The organism is Pedobacter sp. AC402 (assembly GCF_979252805.1).
Genome location: NZ_CEEDAI010000011.1, coordinates 468,979 through 488,848, shown reverse-complemented (window position 1 = coordinate 488,848; position 19,870 = coordinate 468,979). Strand labels below are relative to the sequence as shown.

Sequence of the window (19,870 nt, the reverse complement as noted above, 5' to 3'; positions counted from 1 at the left end):
CACATTCTTAATTAGGCTGAAAAGATTGACAGTTTGGTGAAAATTTGTCCCTCAAAACCTCTTGGCATAAAAAGTGTTAATTGTATGCTTAGTTAAAAAACTCAAATCAAAATAAAAAAATAATAAAAGTTATGGCGTTAAACCTTAAACCAATTGCTGGCAGTTCGAACAGAGTAATAGTTGAACCGGCTGCGGCAGAAGAAAAAACTGCATCGGGTTTGTATATCCCTGATACTGCTAAAGAAAAACCATCTAAAGGAACTGTAGTTTCTGTTTCTGAAGAAGATTCTGAAGGTAAAAAAGCGAGTGTAAAAGTTGGCGATGTTGTAATTTATGGTAAATACGGTGGTACCGAATTCCCTTACGAAGGTAAAGATTACCTAATTATGCGCGAAACTGATATTTACGCTGTAGTAGGGTAATAATTTAGGGTTGATGACTGGATTTCGAATGAGTGAACTCAGCATTAATCAACAAATAAAATAATAATGTTAAAATGAGAAGAATATAAATCCAATCATTTTCTCATAAAATCATCCAAAATTTAAAAAGAAATGTCAAAACAAGTAAAATATAACGTAGAAGCACGCGACGCCCTGAAAAGAGGTGTTGATATTCTTGCAAATGCAGTAAAAGTAACTTTAGGTCCAAAAGGCCGTAATGTAATTATCGATAAGAAATTCGGTTCACCAGCAATCACTAAAGATGGTGTTACTGTGGCTAAAGAAATCGAATTGAAAGATGCTGTTGAGAACATGGGTGCTCAAATGGTTAAAGAAGTAGCTTCAAAAACAGCTGATATTGCTGGTGATGGTACTACAACTGCAACTGTTTTGGCTCAGGCAATTATCACTACGGGTATTAAAAATGTTGCTGCAGGTGCAAACCCAATGGATTTGAAACGCGGTATCGACAAAGCAGTTACTGCTGTTGTAGAAAACTTAAAATCTCAATCGCAGGCGGTTGGTGATGACAACAATAAAATTAAACAAGTTGCATCTATCTCAGCTAACAATGATGAGGTAATCGGTTCGTTAATTGCAGAGGCAATGAGCAAAGTTGGTAAAGATGGTGTAATTACTGTTGAAGAAGCAAAAGGTACTGAAACTGAAGTTAAAACAGTAGAAGGTATGCAGTTTGACAGGGGTTATTTATCTCCATATTTTGTAACCAATGCAGATAAAATGGAAGCTGAATTAGAAAATCCTTACATTTTAATCTACGATAAAAAAATCAGCAACATGAAAGAATTGTTGCCTGTTTTAGAAAAAACTGTTCAAACTGGTAAACCTTTGGTAATCATTTCTGAAGATTTAGATGGTGAAGCATTAGCTACTTTGGTAGTGAACAAAATCCGTGGTTCATTAAAAGTTGTAGCTGTTAAAGCTCCAGGTTTTGGCGACAGAAGAAAAGCAATGTTAGAAGATATCGCAATCTTAACCGGCGGTATTGTTGTTTCTGAAGAAAGAGGTTACAAATTAGAAAATGCTGATTTAACTTATTTAGGATCTGCTGAAAAAGTTGTTGTTGATAAAGACAATACAACTGTGATCAACGGTGCAGGAAATTCAGAAGATATTAAATCTCGCGTTAGCCAGATCAAATCTCAGATTGAAACCACTACTTCTGATTACGATAAAGAAAAATTACAAGAGCGTTTGGCTAAATTAGCTGGCGGTGTTGCTGTTCTTTACGTTGGTGCAGCTAGTGAAGTTGAAATGAAAGAGAAAAAAGACCGTGTTGATGATGCTTTACATGCAACCCGTGCGGCTGTAGAAGAAGGTATTGTTGCTGGTGGTGGTGTTGCTTTTATCCGTGCGGTTGAAGCTTTAGCTAACCTAAAAGGTGCTAACGAGGATGAAAACACTGGTATTCAGATCATCCGTCGTGCAATTGAGGAGCCATTACGTCAAATTTGCGAAAACGCAGGTATCGAAGGTTCTATCGTAGTACAAAAAGTTAAAGAAGGTACAGCTGATTTTGGTTACAATGCACGTACTGATGTTTACGAAAACTTAATTGGTGCCGGTGTTATCGATCCAACTAAAGTAAGCCGTGTAGCATTAGAAAACGCAGCATCTATTGCAGCCATGTTATTAACTACAGAAGTTGTTTTAGCAGACGAACCTGAAGAAGGTGGTGCTCCAATGCCTCCAATGGGCGGCGGCGGTATGGGCGGTATGATGTAATATTTCCCCTACAGCGAAAACATTTCGTGTAAAAATATTCCCCCAAGGCACAAAGCCTTGGGGGTTTTTTTATGCCTTAAAACCATCAAAAACGAAGCTTTAATGCCCATATAACCTACTCATTTAGTTATTGTTGGTGTAAAATTTTGAATCTGTATTTCCAAAATAACGTTCTTTGATATGAATATTTATTGACGCGTCTTAGGTTCGATTCTCATTTCTGAGGTTGGATATAGTAAGTTTCACTAAGCTTCCAGAACGCAATAAAATCATTCCCTAGTGTTAGAGATATATGAAGATTCGTTGTAAAAGGAAATGGCTTTTTTTTGTCCTATTTTTTGGGGCAATTCTATATGCGTCAACAAGTTATTCCCAGGTTGTTATTGGCACAGTAGATCCAGGGCCATTTACACCAGGCAGCACCATTGCTGTACCTTTCACTGTACCTGCAACCTGTATATCGCAGGGTAATATCTTTCAGTTATACTTATCCGATCAAAATGGAAATTTCGGTGCAGAAACACTCATTGGAAGTTATAACGGATTTTACAGTACTTATATCAATGGGAAGCTTCCGGCAGGGCTTACCACAGGAACTGGATACAGGGTAAGGGTAAAATCTACCAATCCAGCATCAGTAAGTGCGGCTTCTACCGCATTTGAAGTAAAGGCAGGAACGGTAGTTGAAGCGAAATTAACCTCAACATTATTAAATGCCACAAGCGACGAAACTTTTGGTACCTGTATCGGCAGGGCCAACAACTCATTTTCACTCACAAACGAATCTACGGCAAATAGCACCGTTACTGCTTCCATCAGTGATGAAGTAAACGGTGGCGCTCCATCACAATTGAGCTTTACTACCGCAATACAGAGTTTTACCGCGCAACAGGTACATTATACCATTTATACCAAAGCAGTAATGCCGAATGGTACTGTGGCTACAAAGGCTTATTTGCTGATCAATAATAAAGCGATAACCGCATTTGCCAATACCGGAAATACCGTATTGTGTTTACCATCGGCCAACTTTAACTTTAACGTAGATGTAACGTCGGTTTCGGGTATTCAAAATAACTTTCCCGGAGATATTTATACCATTACATGGGGTGATCAGTCTACAACCACCCATACGCTTTGCGAAATTATTGCAAACGGAGGTAAAGTAACGCATGCTTACACCAAATCATCGTGCGGAAGTGTTTCTACATCAAGTGCAGGCACAATTTATAATGCTTTTGATGTATCTATCAGGGTATCGAATGCTTTTTGCAGCACAATGGGTACGCCTGTTTCTTCATCTGCTAAAGTGGTGGTAAAGCCGATAAATTCATTTACCTATAACAACCCGGGCTGTACCGGTGCAAATATTACCTTTGTTAATACTTCTGTTTTAGGCGAAAATCCAAACACCAACACCCCAGCCTGTACCCCAAACAATGTAACTTATGATTGGTATGTTGATGGGGTAATTATAGCGGCTGATAGACCAAAATCGTACAATTTTGTTTATAGTTTTCCAACTCACGGTGAGCATAAAATAAAGCTGGTTTCTAAAAATATTACCGGAGAGTGTGATGCTGATCCGGTAGAAATGACAATCTGTATCCAGGATCCGCCGAAACCCGCCTTTAGCATTACGCCAAGTACAATCTGCTCTGGAACTACATTAAAACCCACTGATCTATCAGTTTTAGATAATACCTGTAACGCAGCCAATAGCTATTTTTGGTCGGTTACCCCAGCAGTAGGTTTTATGGGAGGAAACAAGCGCAACAAGCCGGGAGCCGATATTTAATTTTACTAATCCAGGCACTTATAGGGTTACTTTAAGCATCAGTACACCATCTTGCGGCGTAATTATTAGCGCACCGCAAACTGTTGTGGTTAATCAGAGTCCTGTAGCAACGCTTTCGCCTGATATTACGCTTTGTAATTTAGCCACTTACGATTTTAATAACACCACAACGGGCCCAACTAAAACTTCAATTTCAGGTACAACACTTGATTTAGCCGATACTTACACATGGACAGTTACCCCTACCGGAACCGGCACATATAGTTTTACAGGAGGCACAACAGCAAATTCAAAATATCCATCTATAAAATTTGATAGTTACGATACTTATACAATTAAAGTTATCCATAAAAACAATTGCGGTACCGCAGAGGATACGCAAGTATTAACATTTAGCACAGCTCCTGTGGTTAACGCCGGAGCAGATCAAAGTATCTGTTTCAACGACCCGAGTTTTACACTCAGCGCAACAATAACAGGTACTACTTCAACTCAAACTTGGGTTGGCGGTCAGGGAATTTTTACACCCAACAGAAACGATTTAAACGCAGTTTATACACCTACTGCAGCCGAAAAAACCGCAGGAACCGTTACTTTACAACTTCGCGTAACAACGGCACTGGCGGCACCCTGCAACCAGATTAATGATGATATCATCTTAAAAATTAAACCCGATATCAGTTTAACAAGCGCAGCCAGTAAAACCATTTGTACAGGTAATAATGTAGGTTACACGCCCACATCAGCCGTGGCGGGCGTTACATACACCTGGACGGCCACCGGAACTGCTATTGGCTACACTGCAAATGGTACTGGCAATATTGGCGATGTGCTCACCAATTCAGGTCCTACCACTGATGCGAACGTTACCTATACAATTATACCACATTTAGACGGTTGTGATGGAACACCATTCTCTTTCGTGGTAACCGTAAAACCTAACCCAATAGTATCGGCAACGGCACCTGGTACAATCTGTAATGCAACTTCATCAGCCATCACCCTATCAGCTAACCTGTTGAATGTAAACTACACCTATACCAGTACGGTAACGGGCGCTGTAACGGGCAACAGCAACAGAACTGTAGCTGCTGCAGGCACACAGATAAATGATATTTTAACCAATTCGGGCACCACCGCAGGCTCAGTAAGTTATGTGGTTACACCAACATCAACAACCGGCTGCCCGGGTACGCCGATTACCATCACCATTACAGTTTTACCAAATGTAACCCTGGCAAATGCTGGTGCAGATGATGCAATTTGTAATGCTACCACTTATATTTTAAAAGGAAATGCTCCTGTAGTTGGCACGGGTAAATGGGCTGTTGTTTCTGCACCTACGGCAATAACTTTTGCAGATGATACTCAAAGCAATACTACGGTTTCTGGATTGCAGGCAGGCAATACTTATACATTAAGGTGGACAATCAGCGATGCAAATTGCGCTGCATCCAGCGATGATGTGGTGATTACGGTAAATCCCCTAAGTATTGGAGGAACAACAGCGGGTGATGTAGATGTATGTGCAGGAGCAAATGGTGGGAACATTACCTTAAGCGGGCAGGTTGGAAACGTAATCCGCTGGGAAAAATCGATTGATAATGGTGTAACCTGGTCTACCATTACTTCCACAGCAAATCCATATGTATTTTCTAACCTGGCCATCACCACAAAATACCGTGCGGTGGTACAAAGTGGAAGCTGCGCAGAAGCCATATCAACAGTAACCACCATTACGGTAAACCCAGGCACAGTAGCCGCAAATGCAGGTACAGATCAAAGCTTGTGTAGTGGAAATGGCATTACCTTAAACGGAAACAATCCTGCGCCAAACACGGGTTTATGGACACTGGTTTCCTCACAAACGGGTATCGTTATCACCAATCCTACGCTATATAACACCACTGTAACGGGCTTGGTACCTGGCCAAACCTATACTTTCAGGTGGACAATTTCTGGTTTTAATGGCTGTCCGCCTTCTGTAGATGAAGTTACAATTGTTTACTACCCACCGGTTACCAATAACATCAATCCTTTAGCTGGAGCAACTTGCTCAGGGCAGAGCATTACCATAACAGGCGACACACCAACAGGTGGAACAGGTACATTTGCTTACCAATGGCAAAGCAGCGCTGACGGCAATACATGGATAAATGTTCCATCGGCAACAAATAAGGATTTAACTTTGGTAGTAAGCCTATCTACTTATTTCAGGCGATTGGTGAACAGTACCATTTGTACCTCCATCAGCAATTCGATCCAGGTTACCGTTTTGCCAGGTTTAACCAATAATACGATTTCTGCAGATCAAAATATTTGTACCGGATCGGCAGCTGCACAATTAACAGGCAGCACGCCAAGCGGAGGCAGTGGTACTTATGCTTATCAATGGCAATCGAGCACTAACGGAACCGTATGGACAGATGTATTGGGTGCAACCGGAATAAGTTTTACCCCGCCAACACCTGCTGCAACTATCTATTACAGACGAGCTGTAAGTGGCGGTGCGTGTAGCAACAATATTAGCAACCAGATAAAAATAACGGTAAATCTGCCTGCCAAAGCAGAAATCACTTACAATAATAATGTGGGCTGTGCGCCTTTTATTCTTGATGCAAACAATATTGCTGCAACTTTATATCCAGACAGGAACAACATTTATACCTGGTTTGCCAATAATGTACAGATTGGAACGGGACCAACTTTTCCTGGTTACACCATTTTAAACGGAAACGAAAGTGTAACCATCAAACTTGTTGTAACCAGCAGTTTAGGCTGTAATAGCGATGAAAAAAGTGAAATATTTACCAGCCTTCCTGTAATTAACCCTTCATTTACAGCAAGTACAACTGATGGCTGTGGGCCACTTAATGTAACTTTTACCAATACCACAACCCCACTTAATGGCGCAACCTATAAATGGAATTTCGACAATGGTACAACTTCAAATCTGGCTCAGCCACCAGCAATCACTTTTCAGGCAGATCCGACCGGTAAAGATGCTGTATATAATGTTACCTTAGAAACCACTGTTCCCTGCGGACCTCCAATTATAAAAACAGTAACGGTTACGGTGCATGCAAAACCTGTTTCGGTATTTTCTCCGGATAAAACCATAGGATGTTCGGATCTGCTCGTTAATTTTAACAATACTTCTCCAGAAAGTACAGGTACTACTTATACCTACGATTTTGGTGATGGCAGTACCCCCGAAATCTATCCTGACAGAAGAAAAGTAAGCCATACCTTTAGTACGCTTGTGGTTAAAGATTTTATAGTAACCATGACCGCGAAAAACAGCTGTGGCACCAGTACATCCAGCAATACCATTGTAGTTTCGCCAAATAACGTAATTGCAGAACTGGTTGTTAACGGAAACGAGAAAAAAGGCTGTGCGCCATGGAAAGTAAATTTCGTAAACAATTCAAGCGGTGCCAATCGGTTTATTTACACCTTTACCAACGAAGATACTGGCGAAATTATTCAACTGCCTTCTAACACCACGGGCGTTTTTCCTTACACTTTTACCAAAGCAGGTAAATACACCATTAAACTGGATGCGGAAAATGATTGTTCAAAAAATTTCACTACCGAAACGGTAACTGTACTTGCCCAACCAACAGCAAGTTTTAGTGCCGATAAAACAACAGGTTGTACCAACCTTGCCGTTAAATTTAAAAACACGAGTGTTGGTGCCATCAGTTACAGCTGGGATTTTGGTGATGGTTCACCAATTTCGAATGAGTTTGAGCCTCAGCATACCTATACAGGATCAAATGCAAATTACGCCGTAACCTTAACCACTACTAATAGTTTAACCTGTACCAATAGTACTACAATAGCTGATTTTATTCACATTGTTGCCCCGCCGGTAGCCACATTTACCGTTACACCCGGTAATGAAACTTCTATTCCCAATTATACATTTGGCTTTAAAGATGTAAGCCCGAATGCGGTAAGCTGGCAATGGACATTTGGCGATGGATCGGGATCTACCCTACAAAATCCAACCCATACCTATGCAAACGAGGGCACTTACAATGTAACCCTCAAAGTGCTCAATAAAGAAGGTTGTTCTTCTACTACATTCCAATCCGTAAGAATTATCGGTGTACCCGGGTTTTTGAACATTCCGAATTCATTTATGCCTGCAAGTGCGAAGAACGAGATCAAAATTTTTAAAGCCAAGGGCCGTGGCATAAAAGAATGGCAAATGTCTGTTTTCAATAAATGGGGTCAACTGCTATGGGAAACAAGTAAACTTGATGATGGCTCGCCGATTGAAGGTTGGGATGGTACATATAAAGGCCAGGAACAGCCACAAGGTGTTTATTACTGGAAAATAGATATAAAATTTATTAATGGCAGCGATTGGAAAGGGATGAGTTATGATTCTTCACCTCCACGTAAAACGGGCGTAATATATTTAATAAGATGATGAGGAGAAGGATAATATTGGTTTTGTTTATAATGGTGCTTCCGCTGATGATGTTAGCGCAGGACCATATTTTTTCGCAGTTTTATAATGCGCCGATTTACTTAAATCCGGCGTTAACGGGGCAATTTGAAGGCGACATTAGGTTTAATGCCCTATACCGCAATCAATGGACGGGTTTGGCAAGCGACTTTTCGTATATGAGTGCTTCCGGAGACCTCAACCTCCATCAGATAAACAGCGGTGTTGGGCTTATTTTTAACCGCAGCAGCGAGGGTACCGCTTACCTGGTAAAAAACAATATTGCATTAAGTTATTCGTATATTATTGGGGGTGATGACTTTACACTGTCGTTCGGATTGCAGGGTGGCATCACCAATCAGAAATTAAACTGGGATAAACTTGTTTTCGGCGATCAGATTGATATTAATACAGGCTATATTCCGGGCAGTGTTTCTGGTGCCGAGCGGCCAAGTGTAGATAGCCGGTTTTATCTTGATGCCAACGCTGGTGCAAACCTGGTTTATGGCAAATTTATGATGGGCCTGGCAGCGCATCACCTTAATCGTCCGGATGAATCATTATCGGGTTTCCAGGCCAAATTGCCCATGCGGATATCAGCCAATTTAAGTTATAAACTTACCCTGGCACCCGATGAGTACGACCGCGATGGAAATTACCTCATACCTTCTATTGTAGCCTACAAACAAGGCAATGTAAAATCGTTCAGTGTAGGCATGCAATACAAATATGCCGGTATAAATGCAGGCATTTGGTACCGCAACGATGGCAATTCGAACGGAAGTGATGCAGTTGTTTTTTCTGTAATATTTGATATTTTCAACAGACGTACCAATGGCGAAAAATTCAGGCTGGGCATCAGTCACGATGCTACAACTTCAAAAATCAATTATAGCAATACAAGTGGGACATCCGAAATTGGAGTAGGTTACGAAAAGTATTTTCAAAATAGTTCAAGCGGTGGCCGGGCAAATGGCTTAAGATGTTACGATTTTTACTAATTTGCCATTGATAATTCAAGGCAATGAACGATATCCTAGATCAAAACCATTTCATTACACAGAGTGAAATCAATAAATTTTTATTGGCCACTCTCCTTTGCGGTATAATAGGCGCAGAACGCGAATACAGAAGTAAATCTGCCGGTCTTAAAACCATGATGATGATCGGTTTAGGAGCTACATTATTTACCATTTTATCCGTTAAAATCGGACCAACCAGTCAGGACCGTATTGCATCCAATATTGTAACCGGAATTGGTTTTTTGGGTGCCGGAGTAATTTTTAAAGAAGAAAACCGGGTTAAAGGACTTACAACGGCCTGTATTATCTGGATTGTTGCTGCAATTGGTATGGCAGTAGGTTCTGGTTATTATGAACAGGCCATAGGGGTTACCATTGTGGTTTTACTTGCGCTGATTATTTTTCCTTTTTTAGAAGAAATTGGCGACCGCCGTTTCACTAAAAGAGTATATCGTATTGTTAAAAAACAGCATACCCATGGCAATTTAGAAAGCTATGAGGAAGTTTTTCGCGAGAGCAAACTTAAACCACAGCGCGGAAAACACCAATTGGCGGATAATATTATCACAGGGAACTGGATTGCTACCGGTACGCCACAAAACCATCAAAAATTTGTAGAGCGGATGCTTAAAGATGATGACATTATAGAGTTTGATTTTTAACCGAATCAAACAAATCTACCCTTTGGGTTTGTAATGCTAGTTTTTTCTCGTCAACCACCATTGTGTCCGACCAGCGATCGTGCCATGGGATACTTGGAGTACCTAAAGCACTTAACGCATTAAAAGGTATTGCCCTTGTAATATTCCGAACTAATGCTTTTTGAAAAGACATATCAGTACCATCATAATTTACTGCCCTTGTACCAGTAATTAATTTACCTAACGATTTCCCGTTGCACATTGCCTCTGTCATAAACATTACTATGCCATAAAACAATAGCGTAATTAACCGTAAAGCCAGGTCATCAATATCATTTAAAAGGCTTCGCTTAAAAATGCCAATCACTATACCAAGTCCAAATGCAAGGATGTAAAATACGGCTGTATCTATAATATAATTAGCGAATCTTTTGCCAGAGCTGGCACGGCAGTATTCTAAATCAATTTCTTGATAACTGTTGTCGAAGTTCATTTTGAGGCGTTTATATTAGACCTTTCCAAGTTAAAATATTTTCACCATAGCGCAAAATTAATTTATCCAAAATCATAAAACAATCCTAGCTTTGTGTAACTATAATCATAATGATCAAGGAACAGATTTCAGTTTTCGATATTTTTAAAATAGGCATTGGCCCATCCAGTTCACATACTCTTGGCCCATGGCGTGCAGCACAACAATTTACAGCATCGCTCGCTCAAAACAACTTAATTAACGAAATTGAGGGTATAAAAATATTGTTATATGGCTCACTTGCCAAAACAGGTGTGGGCCACGGAACCGACGTAGCCATTTTACTTGGTTTAACCGGTGCTGATCCTGTAACTTTTGATGTAGATGCGGTTACGCCTACTTTTGAAAGCATAAAAAAAGACAAAAAACTAAATTTCGCTGGTAGTTTAATTATAGATTTCGATTACAGCAACGACCTTCTTTTTCTCTTTGCAGAAAGCCTGCCCTTTCACCCGAATGCGGTTACTTTTCAGGCGTTTTTAAAAAACGGAACCGCAGTTTCAGAAACTTATTACTCCATCGGCGGTGGTTTTGTGGTAAAAGAGGGTGAAGACAGCAGTAAAAAAGCCCAGGTTGATCTTCCTTTTCCTGTTGAAAAAGCCAAAGAACTTTTGCATTGGTGCCTCTCAACCGGTTTAAAAGTGAGCGAAATTGTGATGGAAAACGAATTGGCCTGGCGCAGTGAGGCAGAAACCAAAAGAGGCATTTTACAACATTTTGCCGTAATGCGGGATTGCATTTATCGTGGTTGCCATACTACTGGTTTTTTACCTGGAGGTTTAAATGTTGCCAGAAGGGCCTTCCCATTAAATAAACGCCTTATTGCCAACAGCGAATATTCAAACTATGATACCTGGGTAGAAGCCATTAAAAAAGGCGGTAACGGCTTTAATTACACGTTAGATTGGGTAAGTTGTTTCGCGCTGGCAGTTAATGAAGAAAACGCATCATTTGGGCGTGTGGTAACGGCACCAACAAATGGCGCGGCAGGGGTAATTCCGGCGGTACTCCAATATTTTATAACCTTTTGTGATGGTTATAGTGAAGAAAAAATTATTCAATTTATTGCCTGTGCTTCAGAAATTGGCAGTATTTTTAAAAAAGGGGCAACAATATCGGCAGCAATGGGTGGTTGCCAGGCCGAAATAGGAGTTTCATCAGCTATGGCAGCCGCAGCACTTACAGAATGTTTAGGAGGCTCGCAAAGGCAGGTTTTAATGGCTGCCGAAATTGCCATGGAGCATCATTTAGGCTTAACTTGCGATCCGATAGGCGGACTGGTGCAAATTCCATGCATCGAAAGAAACACAATGGGAGCAATCAAAGCCATTACTGCAAGTCAATTGGCTTTACAAAGTAATCCTGATAAAGCAAAAGTGAGTTTAGATGCCGTGGTAAATACCATGTGGGAAACCGCCTTGGATATGAATGCCAAATACAAAGAAACATCTGATGGTGGTTTGGCAACAAATATTCCGATCAGTTTGCCTGAATGTTAAATGCTGACATTAAGGAATAAAATGATTGATTAAAACCCTTTATTTCAAGGATAGTATTTCGTATTTCCCCGCTCATAACTGAAGAATACTTAAACCAGGCCCGAATAAGTGAGCACCATCCACCATAAACCCGTGGTAATGAAAGAAAGCAAAATCCCGATGCCCACCACTAAATTAGAAAGCTTTGGGTTAAGGTTATACTGATCGGCTACCACGCCAGCCGTTAATAATGTTGGCATAGCCATTTCGAAAATGGTTATTTTGGTAATTGTTCCGTTCATGCCCAAAGCAAGCGCAACAAGCAGAACAACCAAGGGTGCCAAAATTAATTTATACAATAGTGCAAAGCTGATGTGTTTTAGTTCGCTAAACCAACCCCCGAATTTTAGCTGTAAACCTATTGAAAATAATGCCAGCGGACCTACCGTTCCGGCTAATTTATCAAACAATGGATCGAAAGCAGAAATATCAATAAAATGTGGAATGCTTAAAGCTAAAATACAACCTATAAGCGGCGGAAATGTCAATACCTTTTTAAGTACCAATTTCGTGCTTAACTGTTGATTTTGAGATGAACGGATGGCTACAATGATGCCAATGGTAGATAATAGCGTAAATGTAACCTGATCACAGATAATGGCTATAGCCAACTCTTTTTCGCTAAAATATGCTACAATTAACGGAAAGCCAACAAAAGATGTATTGCTTAAGGAACTGGTGAGTTTTAAACCGCCTGAAGTTGCTTTACTAATATTTGTAATGCGGCTGTAAATTGTAATAAATAACCAACCGCACAACCAGATGCATACCGGTGCCAGGGCGGGAAATAACAGATCTTTAGTCCAGGTAATATGTGGAAGATATTTAAAAGAAACTGCAGGGAGTGCGATGTAAATAATCCAGGCATTGATGCCTTTGTGGGCATCTTTAGGTAGCGATTTACTTTTTCTGAAAAGAATACCCGCTAAAATGCATAAACCTATAAGAATGAAGTTTGCCATCTAATTGCGCAAAGATAGTTTATAAAAGAAAAACGCCAATAAGAATTGTACTTATCGGCGTTTTAATAATTTATGCAGATGGTTTTGGCTTCTTCTTTTTATGCCAAACCTTTTTCTTTCCATTATTATTACTATGCTGAGGTCTTTTTTCTTCAACATGTGTAATTTCTATTGCGGCTACACTCTCGGGCAGAGGCATGCGTGGAACTTCTTTTTCAATCAGTTTTTCGATGTTATCGAATTTACGCTTATCTCTTCCATTTACTAAAGTAATGGCGGTTCCTTTTGTGGCGGCCCTTGCAGTACGGCCAATACGATGTACATAATCAGCCGGATCGCCGGGAACATCGTAATTGATTACCAAATCAATACCTTCAACATCAATCCCCCTGGATAAAACATCTGTTCCGATTAAAATTGGCAGCCTGCGGTTTTTGAAAGCCAACAAAATATCTTCACGTTCTTTCTGGCCTAAATCAGAGTGGAAGGCTTCTGCTTTAATGCCCAAACCCTTAAAAGTTTTGTATAAAGCCTTTACTTTTTCTTTGGTCGAAACGAAAATAATACTGCTCTTGTATTGTCCGCTTTTAAAAATATCGGTTAATAATGCCTGTTTCTGCTGATCGTGGATATTGTAGGCTTGCTGATCAATTCCTTCAGCTGGTTTAGCAATTGAAATGGTAATTTGCTTCGGTTCGTGCAAAATCTTGCCTGCCATTGTTCTTATTTTGGGCGCCATTGTAGCCGAAAATAAAAGTGTTTGCCTTTTCTTTGGCAGGTAGCTGATGATGCGGATAATGTCATCATAAAAGCCCATGTCCAACATCCTATCGGCTTCATCTAAAATTAAATGCTGCAAATGCTCCAATTTTAATACGCCGGATGATAAATGCGCCATTAATCTGCCCGGAGTGGCAATGATAATATCCACTCCATCGCGCATAGAGCGTTTTTGTTGCTCATATGCAATCCCATCTCCACCGCCATATACCGCTAATGAACTGATATTTGTAAAATAGGCCAATGCTTCAACCTGTAGGTCGATTTGTTGGGCCAGCTCGCGTGTTGGAGCCAATATCAAAGTATTATTATGTCTGTCTGCAGCTTTGCTGATTTTATCCATTACTGGTAAAAGGTAGCTGGCGGTTTTTCCCGTTCCGGTTTGTGCACAGGCAATCAGATCATGATTGTCTAAAATTACTGGAATGGCTTGTTCTTGTATTGGAGTAGCGCTTTTATACCCCATGGCCATTAAGCCTTCGTATAAATCGGGGTTAAAATTAAAGTCGTTAAAATTCAATCTGTTGTGTTTATGTCTTTTAGCAAAAGTACCTTAAAATACGGCGAATAGCAAACCGCATTTCAATATAGCTACAGTTTAACGATTTTGAGATGCAAAAAAACTACATTTTCTGGCAAAGCATAAAAAATAGCCCCAACTGTAAAAAAACAATTGAGGCTTGGAAATTATAATAGACGAAACTTAGTCTACCAAAATATCTTTTTCCGGTGTATTCGTTTCAGGGTTTTTAGGTAGCGTAACCTTTAAAATTCCATCAGCATAATGTGCTGAAATATCATCTGATAAAACCTTTCCATTTAAGCCGAAGGCCCTTTCAAAGCCAGCGTTGCTGTATTCCCTGCGGTTGTATTTTTTTTCAGCATCTGCCTCCTCTTTAGGCTGGTAACTGATCGTTAATACATCATCTTTAGTAATCACTTTTAAATGCGTTTTAACTAATGCAGGTGCAAAAAGCTCAATAATAAAACTGCTTTCCGTTTCTTCGATGTTTACAGGTACTTTTCTAAATCCCTGGTTAAACATCCCAAATTTATGGTGACCAAAGGGCCCGCCAAATTGTTTTCCAAATCTGCCTGCTCCTTAGCCGAAACGGCTATGCATCTTGCCCGAATGGCATCTATGTTCGTTGTACATTGTGTTTAATTTTTAATTGTTGTTAATGCTGTTAATTTATTGGCAAGCCAATGTTAGTTGTAAACCGGTTGTTCGGTTTTAGGGATACCCAATAATTGCGTGATGATATTTGCATAAGGATATGATGGTGAGAAAACTGCATAATCAAATTTTAAACCCCTTATCTGAACCAAAATATCATCAATAAATTTCATTGGCTCAAGTAGTGCACTAATCAATCCCGATTTCGGTTTCTCATCTTCAGCCACCTCTTTTTTCTCCCGAAAAATGTTCAGTTCCTGATTGTATGCTTTAAAGTCGGCACCAATTTCCTCAACGGAGCCCTTAAATTCATCAGAACTGAAAAAGGTTACCTTTTCTCCTTTCGTAATCAGATCATTCGCCATCCCTAAAATAGGCCGAACATCCGCTTGAGATGGATCACTTAAAAAAAGTACTTGCGACATAATTTCTATCTGTTTACCTTATTTATACTGTCGATAGGTTTAATCACACTATCATTCATTTTTCTATTGTGATGGCTGAAACTATGATTCCTGTAATGCTCTTGCTGGCAATCATCATGGTAATGCCTGTTTTTAAAGTCTAACCGATCGCGGTAACCATTTTGAACAGCCAATACATTTAAGCTGTAAAAAGTGCCTGCTGCTACAGCAATTGCTAATAATATTCTAAATGCTCTCATTGCTGTTAATAATTTACGTTAATGTTGTTCACTGTTCCATTACCTTGCACATTTGGCCTGTACCATTGGTTATCAATCGGTACAATTGGATTGTAATATTGCTCGAAGCCGTTAAAGCGATGGTGGAAATGATGGCGTCTTCTACCAATAATCACCCTGAACATTAGGCCAATTAACATTGCGGCGAATATAAATTTGAATACAAATGGTATGAAGAAAGCGGCTGCTCCGATTACAATTCCGAATCCGATGGTTTTTAATATTTTTTTCATCTCTTATAATTTTAAGTACTGTAATCCATTCACCTTAAATTAGTTGAAGCACCAATACTGTTGTTTTTGTTATTTATATAGGAAGACGCAAGACTTTTATTTTTACTTTAAATTATTTAGGATTTTTTAAAATACTTGTGTTATTTCTAGTTGGTAGCGTAATGGAAGGATTTTAACCACAGAATTACACAGAGATTAGTTTTTGCCACGGAAACACAGAAAGCACGGAGGTGACCTGATTTTAAGGAAATGAATATCCAACGGGTATCGTCATTGCTGAAGGCTTTTTCAGCCGACGCTTTACTGAAGCCTGCTAATGGTAGCGTAGTCCAAGGATTTTAGCCACAGCTTTACATAGAGATCAGTTTTTGCCACGGCAACACAGAAAGCACGGAGGTGACCTGATTTTAAGGAAATGAATATCCAACGGGTATCGTCATTGCGAGAAGGCTTTTTCAGCCGACGAAGCAATCTTTATGGCAAGTAGAAAGTCCTTATTAGTATGATAGTAAAAAAATCAATCTTCATTTCGACTGAAGTGCAGCGAAATGGAGAAATCTGTCTTAATAGATCGCTCCGCGTTACTTTTTAGATAACGATTCGCTAAAAGCTTTCAATTATTCTTTGTTACGATAGTGGCCCCATCCGCCACATCTCCGTTTATATTCCGCTTTAAATTTTGCCCGCTCCTCTTCATTCATCATCTCCCATTTGGCGCGCATACCCATTGCCCGCTCACGGAAACCATTATGCCCGCCATGGCCGCCTTTATTAAAATTGCCGAATAATATTCTGCACAGCACAAGTAAACCAATTGCCTGCCAGTAATTTAGCTTACCTGTATGCGCTATTTCAGGCAAAATCCAGTTCCATAAAAACATAACTACGTAACCCAGCACCGCAGCAATAAGCACTGCTACAGGGAAAAAGAACATGAATTTCTTACCGCGATTAAATTTTCTATTCATCATGTCTGTAAACTTAATAGTTAATAAATTCTTGATATAAATTTTGTAAACGGCTCCGCAGGTGTTTTACTGCATAACCTTTTCTTGATATTAGTGTTTTAATATTTTCGCCGCTTTCATCAGCTAACTCCTGAAAGGTGCGTTCCTCCAGTTCATTCTGAACAAAAACATAGCGTTGGTTTTCTGGAAGTTCCTCAAGGGCCAAAAACAACTGATCCCAGAAGAGTTTTTTTAAACTCTCCTCCTCTGGCGAGAAAGATTCGGCAAGCAAAATTTCTTTAAAATTAATCTCGCCATCCTCGCCCTCAAAAGTGAAATCTTCTAACGATTCTTCTTTCTGCTTCCGGTATTTATCAGTGATTTTATTTCTGGCCACCCGGTAAAGCCAACCACTGATCTGTTCAATGGCACCTGCCTCAGGTTGATTACTGAGCTGAAACCAAACATCCTGCAAAATATCTTCTGCATCCTCATCTGTATTCACCCTGCCGCGGATGAAACTGAATAGGCGTTTACCATAGTTGGCAACGGTTGAAATGATATTTTGAGGCTCGTTTGTTGGCACTAAATTTTGTTTAATAATTCAGTAAACGGATGAAACTCAATATTACTTTAAATTTTCTTTATTTTTTCGGTCAGATTAGATTATAGCATTTTACGCGCAAAAACTTACTTCTCAAGTATTGATATAAACCATGTGTAGAGGAGCAAAATCTTCAATAGTTCCCTTTTTGAAAATGAAATGCAGCTAATGCCAATCCTGGGTGAAGCGATACTCCAATAACATTATGTTAAGCGTTTTTAACAACGGCTGGGCACAGATAAACACGGATATTTTTCTGTGCGCATCCTTTTATCTTTGATATTTTTGCAATTACTTAGCAAACGTATTAAGTTGCTCCTATTTTAGTGCTGCAGTTGGGTAAGTTCCTTTATCAACTACTGTTTTAATGTTACCACTTAAATCTGCCACATATATTTTGCTCTGCTTGTACGGTTTTTCAGCACCACTGTAAAAAATCCTGTCATCAGCTGTTACAAAAAGAAAAGATACATGAATTCCTTTGGGGGAGATTTGCGTTATTTTTTTGCTGGCTATATCAAGAAGATAAACCGCTTCAGCTTTATCATGCGTACCTTCTATTAGAGGACCGTTAGCGGCGTTAAAAATTATTTTTTTGCCATCTTTGGTATAAAAGAAACCGTTGCTACTCGATATATTATAGCCAGTCCCTATTAAAGCTTTTATAGGTTCCGTATCGATTATTTTTCCTGAAAGATCAAAAGTATAGAGGTTTTCCAGATCGTGCGCAATAATTTCATGATCATTTTTCCAGGCGGGAGAAAAAGCATTTTTTTTTGATGCACTATCCAGCATGATATAACCGGAATTATCAGCTTTGATCACACCTATTTTCCACACACTGCTTTTGTTAAAAACATTAAAGGCAATTTTACCTGCATCGGCAGACCATACCGCTCCATAATAATTATTGTTGTTTACATGTAGCTTGCCCTGGCTCTTATTTTCAAGATCGGCAATCCAAACAGACCTATTTCCAATAGAATCACTTAGCGTATAAGCCAGTTTATTGCCATCTGGCGAAATCGCAGGATCAGTAGCACCACCAAACGAAATCTGTTTCATGGTATCAATACTGGTTGCTACAATTTTATCGCCATCCTGGTAAGCAAGAGCAAAATTTTTATTGCTCAAAGAAATGGTATCTAAAACAGCTTTATTTGCATCATTTTCTGATTTATTACTATTACATGCTGTTAAAAAAAGCGAAATTGCAATGCAGGCTGAGGCGAATGGTTTGTTAAACATCATCATGTGCAATTTTACAAATAGTTTTTGTTTTTGTCATTCCACATAGCGTGGTGGAGCTATATTTTACCTAAAACAAACTTTGTCTTGATAGATTCTATCTTCTATCATGCTTCGGGAACCAACGGCGGAGGGAAATAAATTGCCTCGGTCTGTATCCACACAAACCGAAATTAGATCTCATTTATTTGGATTTATGGTTCGTGTCATCACAAACCAGCTAACCGCTTAAATCTTCTTCTTATCCGCGTAACCGAATACTTTTTGCAATAAGGTTGTGCTTCTTGAACTCAGGTTACCTCTGATTTTTAATTCTTCTTTAGCAACTTCAACAAATAAACCATCTATTGCTTTTTGGGTAACATACTCTGTAAGGTTCGTATTTACAGGCCTAACTAAAGGCAGGCGGTTATATTGTGTAGTTAAATCACTGTAATATTTTGTTGCGTTTACTTTATTTAAACTCGTGGTTACAATCGGACTAAATTTTTGCATCAGCTGCGAAGTGGTTACTCTTTTAAAGTATTCGGTAGCTGCATTATTATTACCTAAAAGGATATTCGTAGCATCTGTTAAAGTCATTTGTTTAATGGCAGAAATGAAAATTGGTTTTGCTTCAGTAGCAGCATCTTCAGCAGCCCTGTTTAAACTCACAATCACATTATCGCAAAGTTTATTCAAACCTATGCCGCGTAAGGTTTTTTCAACTTTCTGTGCTTCAGGCGGCATTAATATTTTAACTGCAAGATTGCCTAAAAATCCATCTTTAACCGAAAGCCGGTCTGCACCCGCAGAAACACCTATCTGCAACGCTTCCTTAATCCCCTGTCCTATTTCCAGTGTAGATGGCGTACCTGTAGGAGCAGTGGTTGTACCAGGTTTCTCCGTAATTTTCTTAAATATATCGCTTAATTTAATCTGTGCCCCTGCATTTAAGCTAACAAATACCAGCATGGCCAGTGATATTGATAAATTCCTGATTGTTTTCATTTTGTGTGTTTAATCAAACTTAAGCAAAAGAGCTGCCATTAATTAAT

The 19,870-nt window shown here is 39.5% G+C and carries 18 protein-coding genes; 7 read left to right on the top strand and 11 right to left on the bottom strand.

Annotation, left to right across the window (positions count from 1 at the left end):
* The first annotated feature begins 131 nt into the window (after positions 1-131).
* The 6 genes from AC0IWE_RS21035 (at position 132) to AC0IWE_RS21010 (ending at position 10,130) form a co-directional block, all read left to right on the top strand.
* The gene (locus AC0IWE_RS21035; protein ID WP_025141798.1) at positions 132-422 is read left to right on the top strand and encodes a co-chaperone GroES; all 291 of its coding nucleotides are present in this window, start codon (positions 132-134) and stop codon (positions 420-422) included.
* A gap of 132 nt (positions 423-554) precedes the next feature.
* Entirely contained in the window at positions 555-2,189 is a 1,635-nt protein-coding gene (groL, locus tag AC0IWE_RS21030) for a chaperonin GroEL (RefSeq protein ID WP_055904264.1), read from the top strand.
* 292 nt (positions 2,190-2,481) lie between these two features.
* Complete coding sequence (locus tag AC0IWE_RS21025) at positions 2,482-3,987, top strand: hypothetical protein (protein ID WP_471794605.1); 1,506 nt, start codon at positions 2,482-2,484, stop codon at positions 3,985-3,987.
* A gap of 85 nt (positions 3,988-4,072) precedes the next feature.
* Entirely contained in the window at positions 4,073-8,428 is a 4,356-nt protein-coding gene (locus tag AC0IWE_RS21020; protein WP_471794604.1) for a PKD domain-containing protein, read from the top strand.
* Positions 8,425-9,447 carry a PorP/SprF family type IX secretion system membrane protein gene (locus AC0IWE_RS21015; RefSeq protein ID WP_055904259.1) on the top strand — a complete coding sequence of 341 codons (1,023 nt, stop codon included), beginning with the start codon at positions 8,425-8,427 and terminating at the stop codon, positions 9,445-9,447. The genes AC0IWE_RS21020 and AC0IWE_RS21015 overlap by 4 nt, the downstream gene beginning before the upstream one ends.
* A 23-nt stretch (positions 9,448-9,470) precedes the next feature.
* The gene (locus AC0IWE_RS21010; protein WP_463492188.1) at positions 9,471-10,130 is read left to right on the top strand and encodes an MgtC/SapB family protein; all 660 of its coding nucleotides are present in this window, start codon (positions 9,471-9,473) and stop codon (positions 10,128-10,130) included.
* Here AC0IWE_RS21010 and AC0IWE_RS21005 read toward each other — a convergent pair.
* The gene (locus AC0IWE_RS21005; RefSeq protein ID WP_471794603.1) at positions 10,111-10,602 is read right to left on the bottom strand and encodes an RDD family protein; all 492 of its coding nucleotides are present in this window, start codon (positions 10,600-10,602) and stop codon (positions 10,111-10,113) included. The two genes, AC0IWE_RS21010 and AC0IWE_RS21005, sit on opposite strands and share 20 nt — an antisense overlap.
* Before the next feature lie 110 nt (positions 10,603-10,712).
* Between AC0IWE_RS21005 and AC0IWE_RS21000 the strand changes: the two genes are divergently transcribed.
* Entirely contained in the window at positions 10,713-12,140 is a 1,428-nt protein-coding gene (locus AC0IWE_RS21000; RefSeq protein ID WP_471794602.1) for an L-serine ammonia-lyase, read from the top strand.
* An 89-nt stretch (positions 12,141-12,229) separates the two neighbouring features.
* Here AC0IWE_RS21000 and AC0IWE_RS20995 read toward each other — a convergent pair whose 3' ends face one another.
* The 10 genes from AC0IWE_RS20995 to AC0IWE_RS20950 all read right to left on the bottom strand — a co-directional run bounded on the left by AC0IWE_RS20995 (position 12,230) and on the right by AC0IWE_RS20950 (position 19,823).
* A complete protein-coding gene (locus tag AC0IWE_RS20995; protein ID WP_471794601.1) occupies positions 12,230-13,141 on the bottom strand; it encodes an AEC family transporter in 912 nt (303 codons plus the stop codon).
* A 70-nt stretch (positions 13,142-13,211) separates the two neighbouring features.
* Positions 13,212-14,441: a DEAD/DEAH box helicase gene (locus tag AC0IWE_RS20990; protein ID WP_471794600.1), complete on the bottom strand. Its 1,230-nt coding sequence runs from the start codon at positions 14,439-14,441 to the stop codon at positions 13,212-13,214.
* A 183-nt stretch (positions 14,442-14,624) separates the two neighbouring features.
* The gene (locus tag AC0IWE_RS20985) at positions 14,625-14,966 is read right to left on the bottom strand and encodes an Hsp20/alpha crystallin family protein (RefSeq protein WP_471794599.1); all 342 of its coding nucleotides are present in this window, start codon (positions 14,964-14,966) and stop codon (positions 14,625-14,627) included.
* A gap of 164 nt (positions 14,967-15,130) precedes the next feature.
* Positions 15,131-15,523 (bottom strand): glycosyltransferase, encoded by a 393-nt coding sequence (locus AC0IWE_RS20980; protein WP_055904238.1) that lies wholly within the window; start codon positions 15,521-15,523, stop codon positions 15,131-15,133.
* Between the two features lie 5 nt (positions 15,524-15,528).
* The gene (locus tag AC0IWE_RS20975) at positions 15,529-15,762 is read right to left on the bottom strand and encodes a hypothetical protein (RefSeq protein ID WP_055904235.1); all 234 of its coding nucleotides are present in this window, start codon (positions 15,760-15,762) and stop codon (positions 15,529-15,531) included.
* A gap of 5 nt (positions 15,763-15,767) precedes the next feature.
* The gene (locus AC0IWE_RS20970) at positions 15,768-16,034 is read right to left on the bottom strand and encodes a hypothetical protein (RefSeq protein ID WP_471794598.1); all 267 of its coding nucleotides are present in this window, start codon (positions 16,032-16,034) and stop codon (positions 15,768-15,770) included.
* 617 nt (positions 16,035-16,651) lie between these two features.
* Complete coding sequence (locus tag AC0IWE_RS20965; protein ID WP_200912256.1) at positions 16,652-17,005, bottom strand: hypothetical protein; 354 nt, start codon at positions 17,003-17,005, stop codon at positions 16,652-16,654.
* A gap of 10 nt (positions 17,006-17,015) precedes the next feature.
* A complete protein-coding gene (locus tag AC0IWE_RS20960) occupies positions 17,016-17,567 on the bottom strand; it encodes an RNA polymerase sigma factor (RefSeq protein ID WP_055904226.1) in 552 nt (183 codons plus the stop codon).
* A 336-nt stretch (positions 17,568-17,903) separates the two neighbouring features.
* The gene (locus AC0IWE_RS20955) at positions 17,904-18,839 is read right to left on the bottom strand and encodes a hypothetical protein (RefSeq protein ID WP_471794597.1); all 936 of its coding nucleotides are present in this window, start codon (positions 18,837-18,839) and stop codon (positions 17,904-17,906) included.
* Between the two features lie 222 nt (positions 18,840-19,061).
* Complete coding sequence (locus AC0IWE_RS20950; protein ID WP_471794596.1) at positions 19,062-19,823, bottom strand: DUF4197 domain-containing protein; 762 nt, start codon at positions 19,821-19,823, stop codon at positions 19,062-19,064.
* Positions 19,824-19,870 lie beyond the last annotated feature (47 nt).